Genomic DNA, 15,829 nt, shown 5'->3' with positions numbered 1-15,829 from the left:
CTGCCGCGCGCTGCGCCCGGGCCAGTTGACGTAGTTCGCGGCCGACCTCACCCGGTGGCGATCCATCCATGTGGCAATGTTCGTGCCGGTGACCGTGGCATCGCAATGGATGAAGACCCGCACGAGGCCCTCGCTGGCCGTGGCCAGCAGACGTTGCAGCAGGTCCTGGGGCGACCCGTCGCCGTCGACCATCAGCATGAGCCGGGTCGGTTCGTAGGCCGGAAGCCGGGGATAGGCCGCGCGATCGGGAAGCGAGGGGTCCTCCAGGAGGACGAAGCGCAGGAAATGGAGCCCCTCGATCTGGCCGAAAGGGATGATGGGGTTGTCCGGATCGGCTTGTCCTGGGGCCTCGGGTGCGCGGGTCATCGTGCGCAGCAGAGCCTCCAGCTCCGGGATCGCGTGATCGCGTACGGGGGCGGCCACGGCAAGCAGCGACTGGCGCGCCACGGGCCTAGACCTCGAGCGCGAAGTGGATCAGCGCCTTGTCGCCCCAGTAGACCTTGCCGAGGAAGAGGCCGGGCGCGACCAGACGGATTTCGTCACGCACGCGGGCGGCCACCAGCGAGGTTTCCGAATAGTCGATGACGATGCAGTCCTTCTGGTCCATCCAGCTTTGCCCGTAATAGACCTTGGCAACGATGGCCTTGATCCCGAAGGGCAGGATGTAGTTGCGCAGGAAGCCGTGCTCGGCATCGAAGACCTTGCCCTGCCAGGCGAAGAGTTCGACCAGTTTCGCAACCTCGTCGCTGTAGGATGTTCCAGCCGCGATGATGGCCGTGCCCTTGGTCTCGCCATCGGGAATGTCGCCGCGCGGGGCCGCGGCGAACAGCGCGTCGAGTTCCTCGCCGGTCTTGGTGAGCAGGTCCGCGACAGTCAGGGTCATGATCTTGCCTCCCCGAAACGCAAGTCGTTCCTGGATATGTGATCCCCGGCAAAGAGCACTGGGGTCTCTACGGGCCGACTCGACATCGATGTGTGATGACAAAAGTGCCACGTTTCTCTAATGTGTACAATTGATCATGCCCGGGCATGGTTCGGGGGGAGCTGCCGTGACTTTGCGATGGCTACACAATGTCCTGGAATATTCGCTGCGTGCCGAGAGGCGGATTGATCCGTGGCTGCGCCCGGCGCTCGATGGATTGCTGCAGCGGCCGGGCACGGCCCTGGTCCAGAAGCTGGCCTTGCTGTGGTACCGGGGCGATGATCTGGCGCTGGCGCAAGAGCGTGTCGGCCCCGACGAAGAGCGCCTGCTGGAGCAGGTCATCACGCACATGCGCCAGCACATGGCGCAGGATTTTGCGCCCGAGGAGATGGAGCGCGGCGGCAACACCAAGACGCATGGCGTGGTGCGCGGCGAGCTGGTGGTGCATGCCGATCTGCCCGAGCCCTTGCGAAAGGGGATCTTCGCTGCTGCGCGCAGCTACCCGGCCTGGGTGCGGCTGGGTGGACCGGGCCCGCACACCCCGCCCGATATCGACGATGTCGGCGTGCTGAGCATCGGCGTGAAGCTGATGGACGTGCCCGGCCCCAAGCTGATGGAGGACGAGCGCTTCACGCAGGACTTCACCGGCATCAGCTGTCCGACCTTCACGACGCCCACGCTGCGCGAGAACGTCTGCCTGCAGGTCTGGAGCCTGCGTGAGCTGCCCCTGTGGTACTTCCTGGGGCCGCGTCCGCACGTGCTCGACCTCCTGATGCAGGGGCTCTGGAGCCGGACGCAGGGCAATCCGCTGGGGACGGCCTATTACAGCTGCGTGCCCTATCTTCTGGGGGAGGGGACGGCGATGCAGTACGCTTTCTTCCCCGAAGGTAAGGTGGACATGAAAGTCGAGGGGCTGCCACGTCGCCCCTCGGACCACTATCTGCGTGAGAACATGGCCCGCACCCTGGCGCGCCAGGATGTCGCCTTCACCATGACCGTACAGGTGCAGACCGACGCGCGCCGCATGCCGATCGAACACGCAGGGATCCTGTGGCTGGAGAAACTCTCCCCCCGGGTGCCGGTGGCCACCTTGCGTATTCCCCGGCAGGTCTTCGATACACCGGCGCAAATGGCCTTTGCGCGCAACCTTTCCTACAACCCCTGGCATTGCATCGCCGCGCACCGTCCGCTGGGCAATCTCAACCGCGCGCGGCGCCGGATCTATTCCGAGCTGGCGCGTTTTCGGCAGGCCAACAACGCGGTCGCGCACATCGAACCCACGGGGGACGAGCGCTTCGATTGATCCGATGCCACCGGGGCGCAAGCGGTTTTATGCGCGCTCCAGCTTCTCGAACATCTGTGGGATCAGCGTGTTGCGGTAGAGCCCCTCGAAGTCTTTGGGCGTGATCGCCTGCGCGCGCCCGGCGCGTTCGAGCAGGCGGAAGTAGGAGCCCCACTGCTTGCGGGTCAGGCTGTCGAGGGCGCCTTTCGCTTCGAGCATCGCCATGAACTCGGCTTCGGGGATTGCGCCCGTTTCGCTCTCCCCGGCCATTGCGCGCAGATCGGCAAGGTATTCGGCCAGCCGGGTCTCGTCGATCATGCCCTGAGCATCGAAGATCCCGGTACGCTGTGCGGGCCGCCGCCGGGCCATGGCGTCCATCGGGATGCCGCGCCCGGTCACGAAGTTCCAGAGGCCGCCGAACGTGAAGATCGAGCCGAGGGTGAGGAACAGCGCCCGCGCGCCGCTCTTCTCGAGTGTGCGCCAGCCGCGCAGGTTCTGTGAAAAGCCGATGGTCGGGCTCTTGCCGGAGAGGTTGAAGGGGATGAGGTGCTTTTCCAGATCGGTCAGGCGCGCCTGCACGCCGCGCCTTTCAGGGTCGCCCTTGTAGCGCTTGAGCGTGTCGACTTCGTCCTGGCTGAGCTGCCAGCCGCTGACGAAGCCGGGGTATCCCGGGGCCTCGTAGCCCGGCCAGGGATACCGTGCTGTATCCCGGATCGCCTTTGCGGCTGCGAGCAGTTCGCGCCGCGTGACGCCGGGCGGATCCTCGAACAGGACATCGCGGCCATGGACGCGGCCCTCGCCTTCGAAATCGGCGAGCACCTGATTGTCGGTGAGATCGACGACATAGGTCTCTTTGCCATGTTCGATCCGCAGCATGTCGTTGGGAACGCCTGCGTGGAAATGGGTGTCCTTCCAGGCATCGCCGAGGCCAAAGTCGCGCATGTTCTGCGCGCCCCAGACGATGATGCCGGTGCTCTCGAGGGGGTGCTCTTCAGGATTGTCGCGCGGGTTCGTGCCTGCATATTCGTAGCTGTTCACGGTCTCGCGGTTCAGCAGCCAGTCGCGCAGTTCGGGGCAGTGGAGGTAGAGCAGCTTCTCCTTGTCGATCGCCTCGACAAGGTTGATCGCAGTCCAACTGACTTCGTCAGGGCGCCATTTCTCGGTGAGGTAGGGGTTCTTGCGGATGCGGCTGGTCGCTTCCTGCACGAAGGTCTGGAAGCCCTCGTTGGTAATGGCAAGGCCCTCGGGCCGGTGTTCGTTGAGCGTGAGCCCGATCACCGCGTCGAGCGTCGTGATCCCATCGGGATAGAGCGCTTTCAAGGTGGCGATGGTGGCCTGCGATTGCGGACTTTCGGGATCGAGGAAAAGGTGCTCCCAGGTTTCGCTCGGCGGGATGTTGTGGGCCTTCTGGTAGTCGGTCCAGGAGGGGGTGCCGCGCCGCCGGTCCTTGCGGATTTCCTGCTCGAGCATGTTCATCACACCCTCTTCGCTGGCCATGTCGCGGAAGAAGTCGGCGGTGTTGCCCGCAACGGGTGCGCCCAGCCTCGTGTGCATCATGTAGTAGTAGACCGCGCCCAGGCCTTCGCGGCGCAGGAACTCGTGCCCGTCGAGCTCGCGCAGCTCCTTCATGTTGACGCTGCGCGTGCCCGCATCGGGCTTCGCGCCGATGGGCGGGCAGTGGAGTTGGTCGACCCAGATCTGGTGGCCGAAGCGATAGGCCTTGCTGAAGAAGTTGCCCTTGATCTCGGGCTTGTCCTTGTCGACCTTGCCCGCTGCGATGCCGTGCGCGATGGGGTCGGTGCCCTGTTCGGGGCGGTAGATCTTCTTGTCGAAGTGCGCGAGCTTGCGCTCGGCGCGGCCGAACAGGTTGGCGTTGAGGCCATTCACCACCGCCTCGTTGGCAAACAGCGTGTGTGTCCAGGTGCCGGTGTGGATCTTGGCGTAGGTCATCGTCACCACGCGCCGCGCGATCTGGAAGATCTGGTTGTCCGACCAGTCCGGGTAGCGCTCCTTCAGGATATCGGCGACCCAGTTGTGGTGGCGCGCATAGAGCGTGTGCTCGGCTTCGAGCGGGGCGGTCATGTTCCGTCCGAACCCGGTCAGGATCTGGTGGCGCACGCGTCCCTCCTCGCCGGCTTCGACCTCGCGGGTGGGAAGGAACAGGCCCCCATTCCCGTCTGCGTCCATGCCTTCGAGGTAGATCTTGCCACCGGGCACCTTGCCGCCGTCCGGAAACGAGCGGATCGCGGCCAGCGTCTCGATGTCGCTGCCGTAGATGTGGCTCATGTCCCACCACACGGTGGTGCCGTGCATGCCCTCGCCATCGGGGCGCAAGACGTTGGGCGCATCGGCCCGGCTCCAGTTATGGGTCACGCCCAGCGCGGCCAGTTCGCTGTCGGGATCGACGGGAATGGCGTGCTTGCGCTGGTTGTCCGGTGCGGTCTGGGCCACATCGTGGACAAGCTGCTGGAGGTGGGCGGCGGCATGGAAGCTGGCGGTCATGGCCTCGTGCGTCGTGCCATTGCGATAGCCGAAGGCCTTGGCCACGGCGGCCTCGCTGGGCAGGTTGGCATCGTGCGAACGGTCCTGGGGGCGGTAGTTCTCGGGCATGCCATGGTCGACGAAGGACTGGCCCACGCGCCCCTCGCCGGGGCCGAACTGGTCCGAGACATGGGCGCCGTCGGGGGTGAAGCCGGAATCGGCCCACTTGGGCAGGTCCTTGCGCCGTGCCAGCTGCCCGACGATATCGTGATGCTCGCCATCGGGATCGCGCTCGCGCCTGGCCATCCAGGTGCGCGCGGCGCCCAGCGCGGCCAGACGGAAGATGCCAAACCGGCGCTGGGTCCAGCGTCCCGCATTGCCGGGCGTGGCCCCGCTGTTGGCCAGTTTCCCGATCGGTCCGAGCGCGAGGGAGACCAGCGAATCCTTGAAGTTGCGCAGCTTGTCGCGCACCGATTGCGGCGGGATGTAGTCGCCCGGGCGCTGGAAGTCGGTGCACAGGACCCAGCTTGCCGGATTGTCGCGATAGGTGTCTTCGGGATTGGCGCGCAGGTAGCTTTCGCTCAGCGTGTTTGGCCGCAGGATCCCGGCGCCGCTGCGTTCATCTATCCGGTTGGCCTCGACCTGGGCGTGCCAGGATGCGGCGAAGCGATGCTCGGGAGCAAGGCCTATCGCCTTCTGCAACCAGTCCGCCGCCTGGCCAAATTCCCCGGTGTTGCGCAGCGCGTGGGCGGCCAGAGCGCAGTCTTCGGCCGACAACGTGCCGTCTGTGTCCCGGGCGCGGTAGATCGCGATGGCGCGTGCGAAGTTTCCGGCGTTGATGTGTGCGAGCGGATCGCCCGAAACCAACTCGGGGGTCTGGTCGTGGCGGGCCATGAAGGGGCATCCGCCGCTTTGCCTGGCTGCATCTGGCATCGCGCAATATCTCCCAAGGCAGTTCTAACGATAACTACTCGATGGATATTTTTGCGGCCCGGCCGTTTTCTTTGCAGTGTAGCACATTTTGGACGTTCTTGCGCGCCGCTTTCGTGGGGGCAGGGCTTGCGCCGTGTTCAGAGAAGAAAGCCGATACCGGTCTCGGCCTCGTCGGGAGGGGGGAGGCGCGGGGGCGAGATCCGGTATCGGGGCGGAGTTTACGCCGGGCCGTTGCTCTCTTCGGGAGCTTCGGGTGTCGGCCAGACGACTTTCAATTGGCTGCGGGTAATGCGCCAGGCGCCGTCGATGCGCCGGTATTCATCGGCGTAGAGGCCCAGCAGCAGGAGGGGATTGGGATCGGCCTTGGTGGCGGTCTCGAAATCGACCAGATAGCAGGTCCCCTGCGCCGTGTCGGGGCCGGTCAGTTCGATCAGGTGGTTGGCGATGGGATGCAGGAAGGGGTAGTGGCCCCGCCCGTCGCGGTCGAACAGGGCGTAGGCCTCTTTCAGTCCGGCCTTGATCGCATCCAGCGCTTCCATCCGGCCGACCGTCACCTCGACGACGGCATCTTCGGCGAACACCGTGTCGAGCTCGTCAATCCGGTTGCCGTCGAGAAGGTGGGAGTAGCGGATGCGCAAGTCGCGGATCTCGTCCTTGTCGAGCAGCGTCTGGATCTTGTCGTGCATGGTTTTGTGAACCTTCCGGTGGGGCTCAGGCGGTCCTGAGGGGCTGGATTGTCGGGAGAGGGGCGCGCACATCGTCGCACACGGCGAGGCGCAGCGATGATGGCGTGGCCGGGGTGCCGCCGATCCAGGAGGCCAGGGCTTCGTAGGAGGAACTGCCGTCCGGGGCGCGTGTCAGGACGGACAGGGCCTGGACGTTGCCCCCCATGGCCGAGCGCACGACCTGACCGTTCGCGTCACCGGCCGCGCCAAGACCGCCCAGCTCGGCGTGAAGACGCGCGAGCACGCGGTTGGTCGCCCAGGACGGCTCGAAGGTGGGCCGGGTGTTCGGGAGCGTCGGCGTCTTGTCGAGGGCCAGGAACCGGGGCTCGCCGCCGAACGCGACCTGCGTATCGTAGCTGATGATCGAGCCATGCACCGCGCCATCCGCGCCCGGCGCCTGGTAGGCGACAAGGAACGCGAGGCGTCCGCTGCCCGGGCCAAGCTCCTCGTAGACCGAGTGGAGGATATGGTGCGAGCTGACTTCGTCCGGAACCGCAGCAAACCACGCGCGCAGGGTCTCGTGATCCTGTGCGAAGAGGCGCTGCCCGCGGTGGCCCGACAGGCGCACGTGCGGATGGAAGATCGCCAGGTGCGCCTTCAGGTCGCCTCCGGGCGCCTCGAAGAAGGCGAACCACCGGTGGGCGAGGGAGAGGGCGATGTGATGGCGCTTGGAGGTGGGGACGGCGTTCATGTCGGCCTCCTTCATCGAATGAATGCGTGGCGCGGCCCTTACGCCCGCAGCGCGGCGCTCAGCGCCTTTATGGCGTTGCTGCGCGCGGCCTCGCCCGGCATCATCAGGTTGATCATGACTTCGCTCGTGCCATAGGCTTCGCCAAGGGCACGCAGCTGGGTGAGGACCTGCGCGGCCGTGCCCGAGATCAGTCGGCCTTCGTTGCCTGCGCGCATTGCGAGCTGCTGCTGCGTCCAGACGTGGGCCGCACTCGTCTCCAGCGAGGGCACGCGGTCGAACTGCGTGTGGCTCTCGGCGTGGGTGAGCCACAGGTGGAACGCGTCGGCATACGCGGCCGCCGCCTCCTCGGTATCGCCCACGGCCACGAAGACCGCCACGATGGCCTGCGGGCGCTGGGCAAAGTGGGAGGGACGGAAGGCCTCGCGATAGACCTTGCTGGCATCTGCCCCCCGGCGCGTGGGATTGATGAAGTGCGCGAAGGTGAAGCCAAGGCCCGCCTCGGCCGCGATCTGTGCGGTCGATCCCGAGGCCCCCAGCACGAAAGGCTGGGGCGGGGCCTGTGTCTCGGGCCGCGCCTTCATCCCCGAATAGCGCGATCCGGCCGGATGCGAACCCGTCACGAAGCCGAGCAGGTCGGACACCTTCTGCGGGTAGGGAAGCGGGTGCGCCTTCTCGTCGTTGAGCGCGCCGCTGATACGCTGGTCCCCGCCCGGCGCGCGGCCAAAGCCCAGGTCGATGCGGCCGGGGAACAGGGCTTCGAGAAGCTGATAGTTCTCCGCGATCTTGAGGCTGGCGTAATTGGGGAGCAGCACCCCGCCCGAGCCGACGCGGATGCGCGAGGTGCCCGAGGCAACATGCGCCATCAGGATCTCGGGCGAGTTGCTGGCGGTCGCCGAGATGCCGTGGTGCTCGGACACCCAGTAGCGGTGGAAGCCTTCCTGCTCGGCCAGCTGGGCCAGCCGCAGTGAGGCGCCAAAGGCATCTGTGGGGCTCTGGCCTTCATCGACCGGCGCGTAGTCCAGCAGACTGAGGCGCAGCGACGCGGTGTCACTGGCCTCTTCGTGATCGGTGCGTGGTTCAGCCATTCTGGGCGGCCTCCTCTTCGGTCCAGGTGGGGTAATCGGTGTAGCCACGTGCGCCGAGGTCCCCGTACCAGGTGGCGCGGTCGGCGGGCTTGATCGGGTGGCCTGCGCGCATGCGCTCGACCAGGTCGGGGTTGGCGATAAACGGGCGGCCAAAGGCGATGAGGTCAAGCTCGCCCGACTGCAGCGCCGCCTCGGCGCTGTCCTTCTCGAAGCCGCCCGCCGCGATCAGCGTGCCGGTGTAGGTGGTGCGGAAATCGCGCGCGAAGGTCTCGGGCATCTTTTCCGCGCCGATCGTCAGCTGGTCGCTGAGGTGGACGTAGGCGAGGCGGCGCTTCTCGAACTCGCCCGCCAGCGTGACCCAGGTCTCGGCCTCGTCCTCGTAGGGTTCCATGCCGAAGAGGCGGCCGAAGGGGGAGACGCGCATGCCGACACGGCTGCTGCCGATCTCGGCGCTGATCGCATCGAGCGTCTCGACCAGAAAGCGCAGGCGGTTCTCGATCGAGCCGCCGTAGCGGTCCTCACGCTGGTTGAGCGCGCCGTTGACGAACTGTTCGAAGAGATAGCCGTTGGCGCCGTGCAGCTCGACCCCGTCGAAACCGGCGTCGATGGCGGTGCGTGCGGCGCGCACGAAGTCCTGCGTGATGCGCACGACCTCCTCGGTTTCCAAGGCGCGGGGCGGGCTCGCCGCCAGGCTCCTGGCGATGCCGTCCTCGTCGCGCCCGAAGGCCCATACGTTTTCACCTACGGTGGCCGAGGACGAGACAGGCGATTGCCCTTCGCCCAGGATCGAGGTGTGCGAGACCCGGCCCACGTGCCAGAGCTGGGCGAACATGCGCCCGCCCTTGGCGTGGACCGCGTCGGTCACGCGGCGCCAGCCTGCGGCCTGCTCGGCCGTGTAGAGCCCCGGATTGAACAGGTAGCCGCAGCCCTCCAGCGAAACGGGCGCGCCTTCGCTGATGATGAGGCCCGCGCCCGCGCGCTGGCTGTAGTACTCCACAGTGAGGTCATCGGGCACGGTGTCGAGCGCCCGGGCCCGGGTCATCGGCGCCATGATGACACGGTTGCGCAGCGTGAGGCCGGAGAGGTCGAAGGGCTCGAAAAGCTTGGTCATGGGTATCCTGAAAAGTGCGGGGGGAGAGGAAGGGGCGAAGCGTTGCGCCCTATCTAGAGTGGAATTGGGGTTGGATAATCCCCTTGCTATTCCATTCACTCGATCCCACAGTTCCCGAATGGATGTGCAGGATCGCTTTGCCGGATTGACCGAGTTCGTCACGACTGTGCGCCTCGGAAGCTTTGCGGCGGCCGCGCGCGAGCTGGGCGTCACCGGCTCGGCCGTGGGCAAGAGCGTTACCCGGCTGGAGGCGCGACTGGGAACCAAGCTCCTGCACCGCACGACGCGGCGGCTGACCTTGACGGGGGAAGGGCAGATCTACCTCGACGCGTGCCAGCGGATCCTCGACGATCTGGATGGGACCGAGCTGGCGATGGCCTCGGGGCGTGATACGCCTGTGGGTACGCTCCACCTCAACCTGCCCGCCGCCTTCGGGCGCAGGCACGTGATGCCGATCCTTCTGGAGCTCACGGCGCAGTACCGCCATCTCGACCTCTCGGTCATGTTCACCGAGCGCACGGCCAACGTCATCGAGGAGGGGATCGATCTGGCCGTGCGCATTGGCGCGCTTGGCAACGATGCGGACCTGACCGCACGGCGGCTGGGCACGCAGCGTCTGCTGATCTGCGCCTCGCCGGACTATCTGGCCCGCCATGGCGCGCCGAGGAGCCCTGAGGAGCTGACCCAGCGCGATTGCATCATCGGCTGGCGCAGGGTTCCGCGCCCGGTCTGGCTCCTAAAGGACACGGCCGGGGGCGAGGTGGCCCAGGAAGTGAAGGTCCGCCATGAATTCAGCGACGGCGAGGCCATTCTCGCCGCCGCGCTGGCCGGGGAAGGGCTGGCCCAGCTGCCCGACTGGCTGATCGAGAAGGAGCTTGCCGCCGGCGCGCTCGTGCCGGTGCTGGAGGAATGTGCAGGGGCCGAGATGCCGATCCACCTCGTCTGGCCCAGCTCACGCTATGAGCAGCCGCGCCTGCGCATCGTGATCGATGCCCTTGCCGCCGCGGCGCAGCTGCCCGGCTCGGGTTTTACGCCGGGGAGCCGGGCGCGCGCCTGAGCGCCAGCGCCGCATCGAAGCGTGGGGGCACTCCATCGTGCCCGCATTGAAGCCGAGGCTGCGATACCTACCTGATCGGGCAAGCGAAACAGGAGAACGATCCATGCAAGCCATTCAAATCAAGGCGCCCGTTGGCCTCGACACGCTGGAATGCGTCGACCTTCCCGATCCCGGCCAGCCCGGCCCAGGCGAGATCCGCGTGCGCCTGCATGGCGGATCGCTGAACTACCATGACTACCTCGTCTGTTCGGGCGCTACGCCAGCCGAGGATGGGCGCATCCCTCTCGCCGATGGTGCGGGCATCGTCGAAGCGGTGGGCGAGGGCGTGGACGCGTTCGCGCAAGGTGACCGCGTGGTCTCGTGCTTCTTCCCGGACTGGCAGGACGGGCCGCCCGCCGTGGGTGACTTTGCGCGCGTCCCCGGAGACGGCATCGACGGGTTCGCGCAGGAACTGGTCGTGCGCCCCGCGACGGCCTTCACGCACATGCCCGAAGGGCTCGACTTCGTGGAAGCCGCCACGATCACCACCGCGGGCCTCACCGCATGGCGTGCGCTGATTGTCGAAGGGGGCCTCAAGGCGGGCGACACGGTTCTGGTCATGGGCACGGGCGGCGTTTCGATCTGGGCCTTGCAGATTGCCAAGGCAATGGGGGCCCGGGTCGTGGCCACCTCCTCTTCCGATGCAAAGCTGGAAAAGCTGAGTGCGATGGGCGCGGACCACACGATCAACTACCGCAGCGAGCCGCAATGGGGCGAGGCGGTCCTTGCCTGGACAGGCGGGCGCGGCGTTGACCACGTGGTCGAGGTGGGCGGCCCTGCTACCCTCGCCCAATCGCTTCAGGCGGTGCGCATTGGCGGCAATGTCACCCTCATCGGCGTGCTCACCGGTACGGGCGGCGAGGTGCCGACCGCCCTCCTGATGGCCAAGCAGGTGCGGCTGCACGGCGTCATCGTCGGCAGTCGGCGCGAGCAGGTCGATTTCGTGCGCGCCATCGAGGTCATGGGGATCAAGCCCCATGTCGACCGTAGCTTCGCGCTCGCGGACCTGGCTGAGGCCTTCCGCTATGAGGAAAGCGGCGCCCACTTCGGGAAGATCGGCGTCAGCTGGTAGGCGCGCCCTTTCCCGTGCATCAACACGTCTGGCCGATCGGGCGCGAGGCTCAGATCGGCCAGGTCTCGCGCCGGTAGGCCGAATCCCAGAACATCCACTCGTAGCGGGTGGCATTGCGGAAGGCCGTTTCCATCGCGGCGTGGATCGCCGGGGTGGCATTGGCTGCGGCCTCGTCCACCAGCGCGCGCACCCGCGCGGTCGCCTCGCCGAAGGCGGGATCGGCATACGTGTCGATCCAGGCCGCGTAGGGGTTGGGCGAGGCGGCGCGCGGCTTGATGTCGCAGCCGACCTCCCAGTAGACCCAGAAGCAGGGCAGGATGCCCGCGATCAGTTCCTCGTAGCTGCGCGTTGCGGCAAGGCCGGTGAGGTAGCTGGTGTAGCCAAGGCATACGGGGGTGGGCTCGGCCTCGCGCGCCATTGCGGGCGTGACGCCGAACTTTTCGAAGAAGGCCTGGTGCAGCGCCTGTTCCACCTGCACCGCGACCTTGGCGCCGTCGGAAAATTCCAGCCGTGCGGTGGCCGTAGGCGCGCGGGCCGAGGCAATGGCCAAGGCGCGCGCATATTCGGCTAGGTACAGGCTGTCCTGCAGCATGTAGTGCCGGAAGCTTTCCGGTGCGAGCGAGCCGTCAGCAAGCTCGGCGAGGAAGGGCTGGTCCAGGATCGCACGGCGCAGCGGGGCAACGTCCTGCCAGATCGTGTCGCAAAAGCTCATGGGGGTGCCTTCCTTCAGAAACGGTGGGTGGCGCCGACGCCGAACTGGCGGCCGGTGTTGATGGTGAAGCTGTCGAACGGACCGTTGGGGCCAAGGCCGAGGAGCAGCGGCAACTGCTGCTGGCCGAAGGCGGAAATCGCCCAGCGCTTGTCGAAGAGGTTCTTGGCCCAGACTTCGAGGTTCCACGCACCAAGCTCGACGCCAAGCCGCCCGTCCACCGAGGCGTAGCCGGGGGTGTGGAGGATGTTGTCGATCTCGAAGTCCACGCGCGAGACGTGGGCAACGCTGAGGCGCGCGTCGAGCCTGGCAGGCCCGGCCTCGCCCTCCCAGCCAAGCCCGCCGTTCAGCGTCCAGTCGGGGGCGTTGGGGGTGCGCTTGCCGGTGAGGTCCACCAGCGCGGGCTCGCCCGGTTCCGGCGTGGGGTTGGGGGTGATGTAGGTGCCGGTGCGGCTGTGCGTCCAGGCTGCTCCCCCATCGAGGCGGAAGCCTTGTCCCAGGTCCGCCTGCGCGGCGGCTTCCAACCCGTGGACATTGACCTTGGGCACCGAGAGCACGACCGAATTGCCCAGGAACACGGTGTTCTGGAAGTTGCTGTAATCCGTCACGAAGCCTGCGAGGGATAGGCGCACGTGCCCTTCGGCAAGCTGGCCCTTGATACCCGCTTCCAGCGACTTGACGGTTTCGGCGGCAAAGTTCGCGGTCCAGATGTCCGAGGGGCCCGGAAGCGGGTTGAAGCCGCCCGCCTTGAAGCCGACGCTGCCCGTCACATAGGCGGTGAAGTCGTTGCTGGGGTGCCAGGCGAGCGAGAGCTTGGGCTGCCACTTGTCGAAGGTCTGCGCGCGGCGGGCGGTGGTGGTGGTGGTGTCCGTACCGACCGTGTCTTCCTTGCGCCGGTCGCGGTCGTAGCGAAGCCCCAGTGTCGCTTCCAGCGTGGGCAGGACATCGTAGCTGGCCTGCGCGAAGAGGCCGATCTGGTTGCTCCGGGTCTCGGCGCGCTGCGGCTCGGCGCCGAACAGCAGCGGGCCCAGATCGTCGGTCCGGTCACGTTCGAGGCGCTGGAAGAACACGCCTGCGTGCCAGCGCAGCGGGCCGCTCCCTTGCGAGGTCAGCCGCAGCTCGGTGGTCCAGGCCTCGATGTCGACCGGCTGCGAGATCGGCTGAATGCCGTCCGGGAAGAGCGGCACGCCGTCCAGTGTGACGGGCGTATCGTGGCGGAAGTCGAGCTCTTCGGTGAAATCCTTGTGGTAGTTGTCGTAGCCGCCTGACCAGGTGAGCTGGAGCGTATCGCCCAGGTCCTGCGCGAAGCTCGCCTGCGCGCCCCACCACTTGCGCGCGAAGCGGCCCTCGAAGTCGCCCTGCGGATCGGTCAGGATCGCGCCGGAGAGGCGCCCGGCGTTGCGCCCCGTGACATTCTCGGACGAGATATAGGCCGCGCCGCCATCCTCGTCGGCCCAGGCAAGGCGCAGGTTGAGCGTGCTTGTCTCGGAGGTCTGGATCTTGGCTTTGAGGCGCAGGTTGCGGCTGGTGAAGCCGTCCACCTTCCTGTCGAGGTAGCTGTTGCGGATGAAGCCGTCGGAATTGCGGTAGGAGCCCGCCAGGCGCAGTTGCACGCGCTCGGAAACGGGCGCGTTGACGACACCGTCCGCGGTCCAGGTAAAGCCGTTGCCGATGCCCAGCGAGGCCATGCCGCCCGCCTCGTCGGAGGGATCGTTTGTGACAATGTCCACCGCGCCGCCCGAGGCCGAGCGCCCGAAGAGCGCGCCCTGCGGCCCTTTCAGGATCTCGACGCGCGCGACATCGTAGGTGCGCAGGGTGAAGAGCTCGGAATCGGCGAGCGCGAGCCCGTTGACGACGTAGGCAATGGAGGGTGACTGGTTGCGGTTGGTCGATACCCCGCGCACCGAGATCATGTTGGTGCCCGGGTCCTGATCGTTGATCAGGAACACGCCCGGCGTTGCGGCGATGAAGTCGTCTATCGTGGTCAGCTTGCGCCGGGCGATGTCGTCCTGCGTGTAGACCGTGATGGTGTCGGGGACCGCGATCTGCGCCTCGGGGCGGCCGCGCGCGGTGACGACGATGGGGTCCTCGCCTGCGGCCTCCTCGGCATGGGCGAGGGTGGGGGCGGCCAGGCCAAGGCCTGCGCCCAGAACGGTGAAGATGGTAGACGTACGTGTGGCGTGACGTGCGGCGCGTTGTCGCATGGTCCCTATTCCTCCGCCGGCATGAACCGGATCAGGTTCGCGGGTTTGCAGACTTTGCGCGGGAATGCGCCGTGATCCGCCTCTCAGCCCTGACAGCGCCAGGACACCCCGTGGGTTGATAATGCTCCGCGCTTAGGAAAACCGTGCGCCAGCGTCAATCGTTGCGCACAGCCTTGCGTCCGCCGCTCGTGTCAAGGCGGACACCATCGGAGCTGGACAGGCAAAGTCCCGGCTTGGAAAATCGCAGGATCGCACTATCCGTAACCGCGATGACAAGTTCCTCGACCAAGGCCCGGGATCGCGACGAAATCCTTGATGCGGCACGAAATGTTCTGGCCCGCGAAGGGCTGTACCATTTCAGTCTGCGTCTCGTTGCGAGAGAGGCGGCGATGTCTGTCGGCAAGATCCGCTACCAGATCGGGGACAAGGCCGCGCTGCTGGAGGCTGTCGTCGCGCGGGAATGCGAGATCATCGACGCGCGGCGTGACCAGTGGCGCGCGCAGCTGGCCCCTTGCCCCGAGCTGGACCCTGCCAGCGTGACCGACATCGTCGCGCAGGTCCTTGACGAGGTGTCACAGGACGGACGCGTTTCGGCCATCGTCATGGCCGAGATCTATATCCAGGCCCATCGCGATCCGGCACTCGAGCCGCTGCGCGCACGGTTGTGGGCGCACGACCAGGGGTTCTGGCAGGGGCTGTTCGAGGGCTTTCCCGAGGCCCGGGGACTGGTGCGCCGGATCGCGGGCTATGGCGTGGATGAGCGCGTCTTCAGTGGCCTCCTGGGGCAGAGGCGCGACTACCGGCTCCTGCGCCAGTCCACCTTGCGGGCGCTGCTGCGTCCTGCCGGGGCGCACGCTCGCAGTGCGGTGAGCGCATGGCATCTCCACCTCGTCGCGCAACTGGCCGGTCCGGCGCAGGCGGCGCTTGAGGGGGCGAGCGAGATCAAGGGCACCAAGGCCGTGCTGGCGGGGCAGATCGCCGACGCCATGGCCCGCGATGGGGTGGAGGCGATCTCGTTTCGCCAGATCGCCACATCGGCCGGGGTGCCACTCTCTACGCTCACGCACCACTTTCTCTCGCATCGCGACCTGATCCTGGGTGGTGTGGAGGAACTCTACCGGCGTATGCGCGCGTCGTTGGGGAAGCCCGGCGATGCGCGCGCAGGACGCCAGGTGCTGCTGCTGACCCACGAGATGGCGCTCGGCGCCCTGCGCGATCCGCGCCTCACGCCCTTCGCGATCGACATGCGGCGAAGGCGGGCGGAGAATGTCCACGCGCAGGTCGGCCCCCTGGTCGATGGCGAGGGGGACCGCGCACGCAGCCAGGCGTTCACCATGGCGCTGATCGGAGAGGCTATTGCTCTGGGGCATGAGGGCCAGCCGCCGGGCAGCGCCGCGTTTCCGGAACGGCTGTACCAACTGGCTCGCGATTAGGCAGAACATCTGTGCTAATTGTGAATTATATGGCTAATATTTGACAGTACAGGTGTCTTAAAACGGCAATGGCCCACTTCTATCG

General features: G+C 66.8%; 13 protein-coding genes and 1 riboswitch. Of the genes, 4 read left to right on the top strand and 9 right to left on the bottom strand.

All coding sequences use genetic code 11. The features are described from left to right. Together MTR65_RS12190 and MTR65_RS12185 are read right to left on the bottom strand one after the other, a co-directional pair. Nucleotides 1–447 (bottom strand): hypothetical protein (locus MTR65_RS12190; RefSeq protein ID WP_243800538.1); only part of this gene is annotated, 447 nt, incomplete at its 3' end. Between the two features lie 4 nt (nucleotides 448–451). After that, nucleotides 452–883 (bottom strand): hypothetical protein, encoded by a 432-nt coding sequence (locus MTR65_RS12185; protein ID WP_243800536.1) that lies wholly within the window; start codon nucleotides 881–883, stop codon nucleotides 452–454. A 166-nt stretch (nucleotides 884–1,049) separates the two neighbouring features. On the opposite strand from MTR65_RS12185, the gene MTR65_RS12180 reads away from it, so the two are divergent. After that, nucleotides 1,050–2,225 (top strand): catalase family protein, encoded by a 1,176-nt coding sequence (locus MTR65_RS12180; protein WP_243800534.1) that lies wholly within the window; start codon nucleotides 1,050–1,052, stop codon nucleotides 2,223–2,225. A 27-nt stretch (nucleotides 2,226–2,252) separates the two neighbouring features. On the opposite strand, the gene MTR65_RS12175 is transcribed toward MTR65_RS12180, so the two are convergent. The 5 genes from MTR65_RS12175 to MTR65_RS12155 all read right to left on the bottom strand — a co-directional run bounded on the left by MTR65_RS12175 (nucleotide 2,253) and on the right by MTR65_RS12155 (nucleotide 9,230). Further along, nucleotides 2,253–5,579, bottom strand: coding sequence for a peroxidase family protein (locus MTR65_RS12175; protein WP_243800531.1), 3,327 nt, complete (start codon nucleotides 5,577–5,579; stop codon nucleotides 2,253–2,255). 257 nt (nucleotides 5,580–5,836) lie between these two features. Beyond that, nucleotides 5,837–6,304, bottom strand: a complete 468-nt coding sequence (locus tag MTR65_RS12170; RefSeq protein WP_243800529.1) for a nuclear transport factor 2 family protein — start codon at nucleotides 6,302–6,304, stop codon at nucleotides 5,837–5,839. Nucleotides 6,305–6,329: 25 nt separating this feature from the next. Next, a complete protein-coding gene (locus MTR65_RS12165; protein WP_243800527.1) occupies nucleotides 6,330–7,034 on the bottom strand; it encodes a hypothetical protein in 705 nt (234 codons plus the stop codon). Nucleotides 7,035–7,072: 38 nt separating this feature from the next. Continuing rightward, nucleotides 7,073–8,119, bottom strand: a complete 1,047-nt coding sequence (locus tag MTR65_RS12160; protein WP_243800525.1) for an LLM class flavin-dependent oxidoreductase — start codon at nucleotides 8,117–8,119, stop codon at nucleotides 7,073–7,075. Next, the gene (locus tag MTR65_RS12155) at nucleotides 8,112–9,230 is read right to left on the bottom strand and encodes an alkene reductase (RefSeq protein WP_243800522.1); all 1,119 of its coding nucleotides are present in this window, start codon (nucleotides 9,228–9,230) and stop codon (nucleotides 8,112–8,114) included. The genes MTR65_RS12160 and MTR65_RS12155 overlap by 8 nt, the downstream gene beginning before the upstream one ends. 118 nt (nucleotides 9,231–9,348) lie before the next feature. Between MTR65_RS12155 and MTR65_RS12150 the strand changes: the two genes are divergently transcribed. After that, entirely contained in the window at nucleotides 9,349–10,287 is a 939-nt protein-coding gene (locus MTR65_RS12150) for a LysR family transcriptional regulator (RefSeq protein ID WP_243800520.1), read from the top strand. A 103-nt stretch (nucleotides 10,288–10,390) separates the two neighbouring features. Beyond that, complete coding sequence (locus MTR65_RS12145) at nucleotides 10,391–11,398, top strand: zinc-dependent alcohol dehydrogenase family protein (RefSeq protein ID WP_243800518.1); 1,008 nt, start codon at nucleotides 10,391–10,393, stop codon at nucleotides 11,396–11,398. Between the two features lie 49 nt (nucleotides 11,399–11,447). On the opposite strand, the gene MTR65_RS12140 is transcribed toward MTR65_RS12145, so the two are convergent. Next, nucleotides 11,448–12,110, bottom strand: coding sequence for a TenA family protein (locus tag MTR65_RS12140; protein ID WP_243800516.1), 663 nt, complete (start codon nucleotides 12,108–12,110; stop codon nucleotides 11,448–11,450). Nucleotides 12,111–12,124: 14 nt separating this feature from the next. Continuing rightward, nucleotides 12,125–14,311 carry a TonB-dependent receptor gene (locus MTR65_RS12135; protein ID WP_243800513.1) on the bottom strand — a complete coding sequence of 729 codons (2,187 nt, stop codon included), beginning with the start codon at nucleotides 14,309–14,311 and terminating at the stop codon, nucleotides 12,125–12,127. Continuing rightward, nucleotides 14,303–14,432: riboswitch (TPP riboswitch) on the bottom strand. It overlaps the preceding gene by 9 nt. A 148-nt stretch (nucleotides 14,433–14,580) precedes the next feature. On the opposite strand from MTR65_RS12135, the gene MTR65_RS12130 reads away from it, so the two are divergent. Then, on the top strand, nucleotides 14,581–15,744 hold the full coding sequence (locus tag MTR65_RS12130) for a TetR family transcriptional regulator (protein WP_268739408.1): 1,164 nt from the start codon (nucleotides 14,581–14,583) through the stop codon (nucleotides 15,742–15,744). Nucleotides 15,745–15,829 lie beyond the last annotated feature (85 nt).

Origin of the sequence: Novosphingobium mangrovi, from assembly GCF_022818885.1 — a bacterium.
Lineage (GTDB): Bacteria > Pseudomonadota > Alphaproteobacteria > Sphingomonadales > Sphingomonadaceae > Novosphingobium > Novosphingobium mangrovi.
The sequence above is the reverse complement of the archived record's forward strand: the minus strand, read 5'-3'. Positions and strand labels throughout refer to the sequence as shown.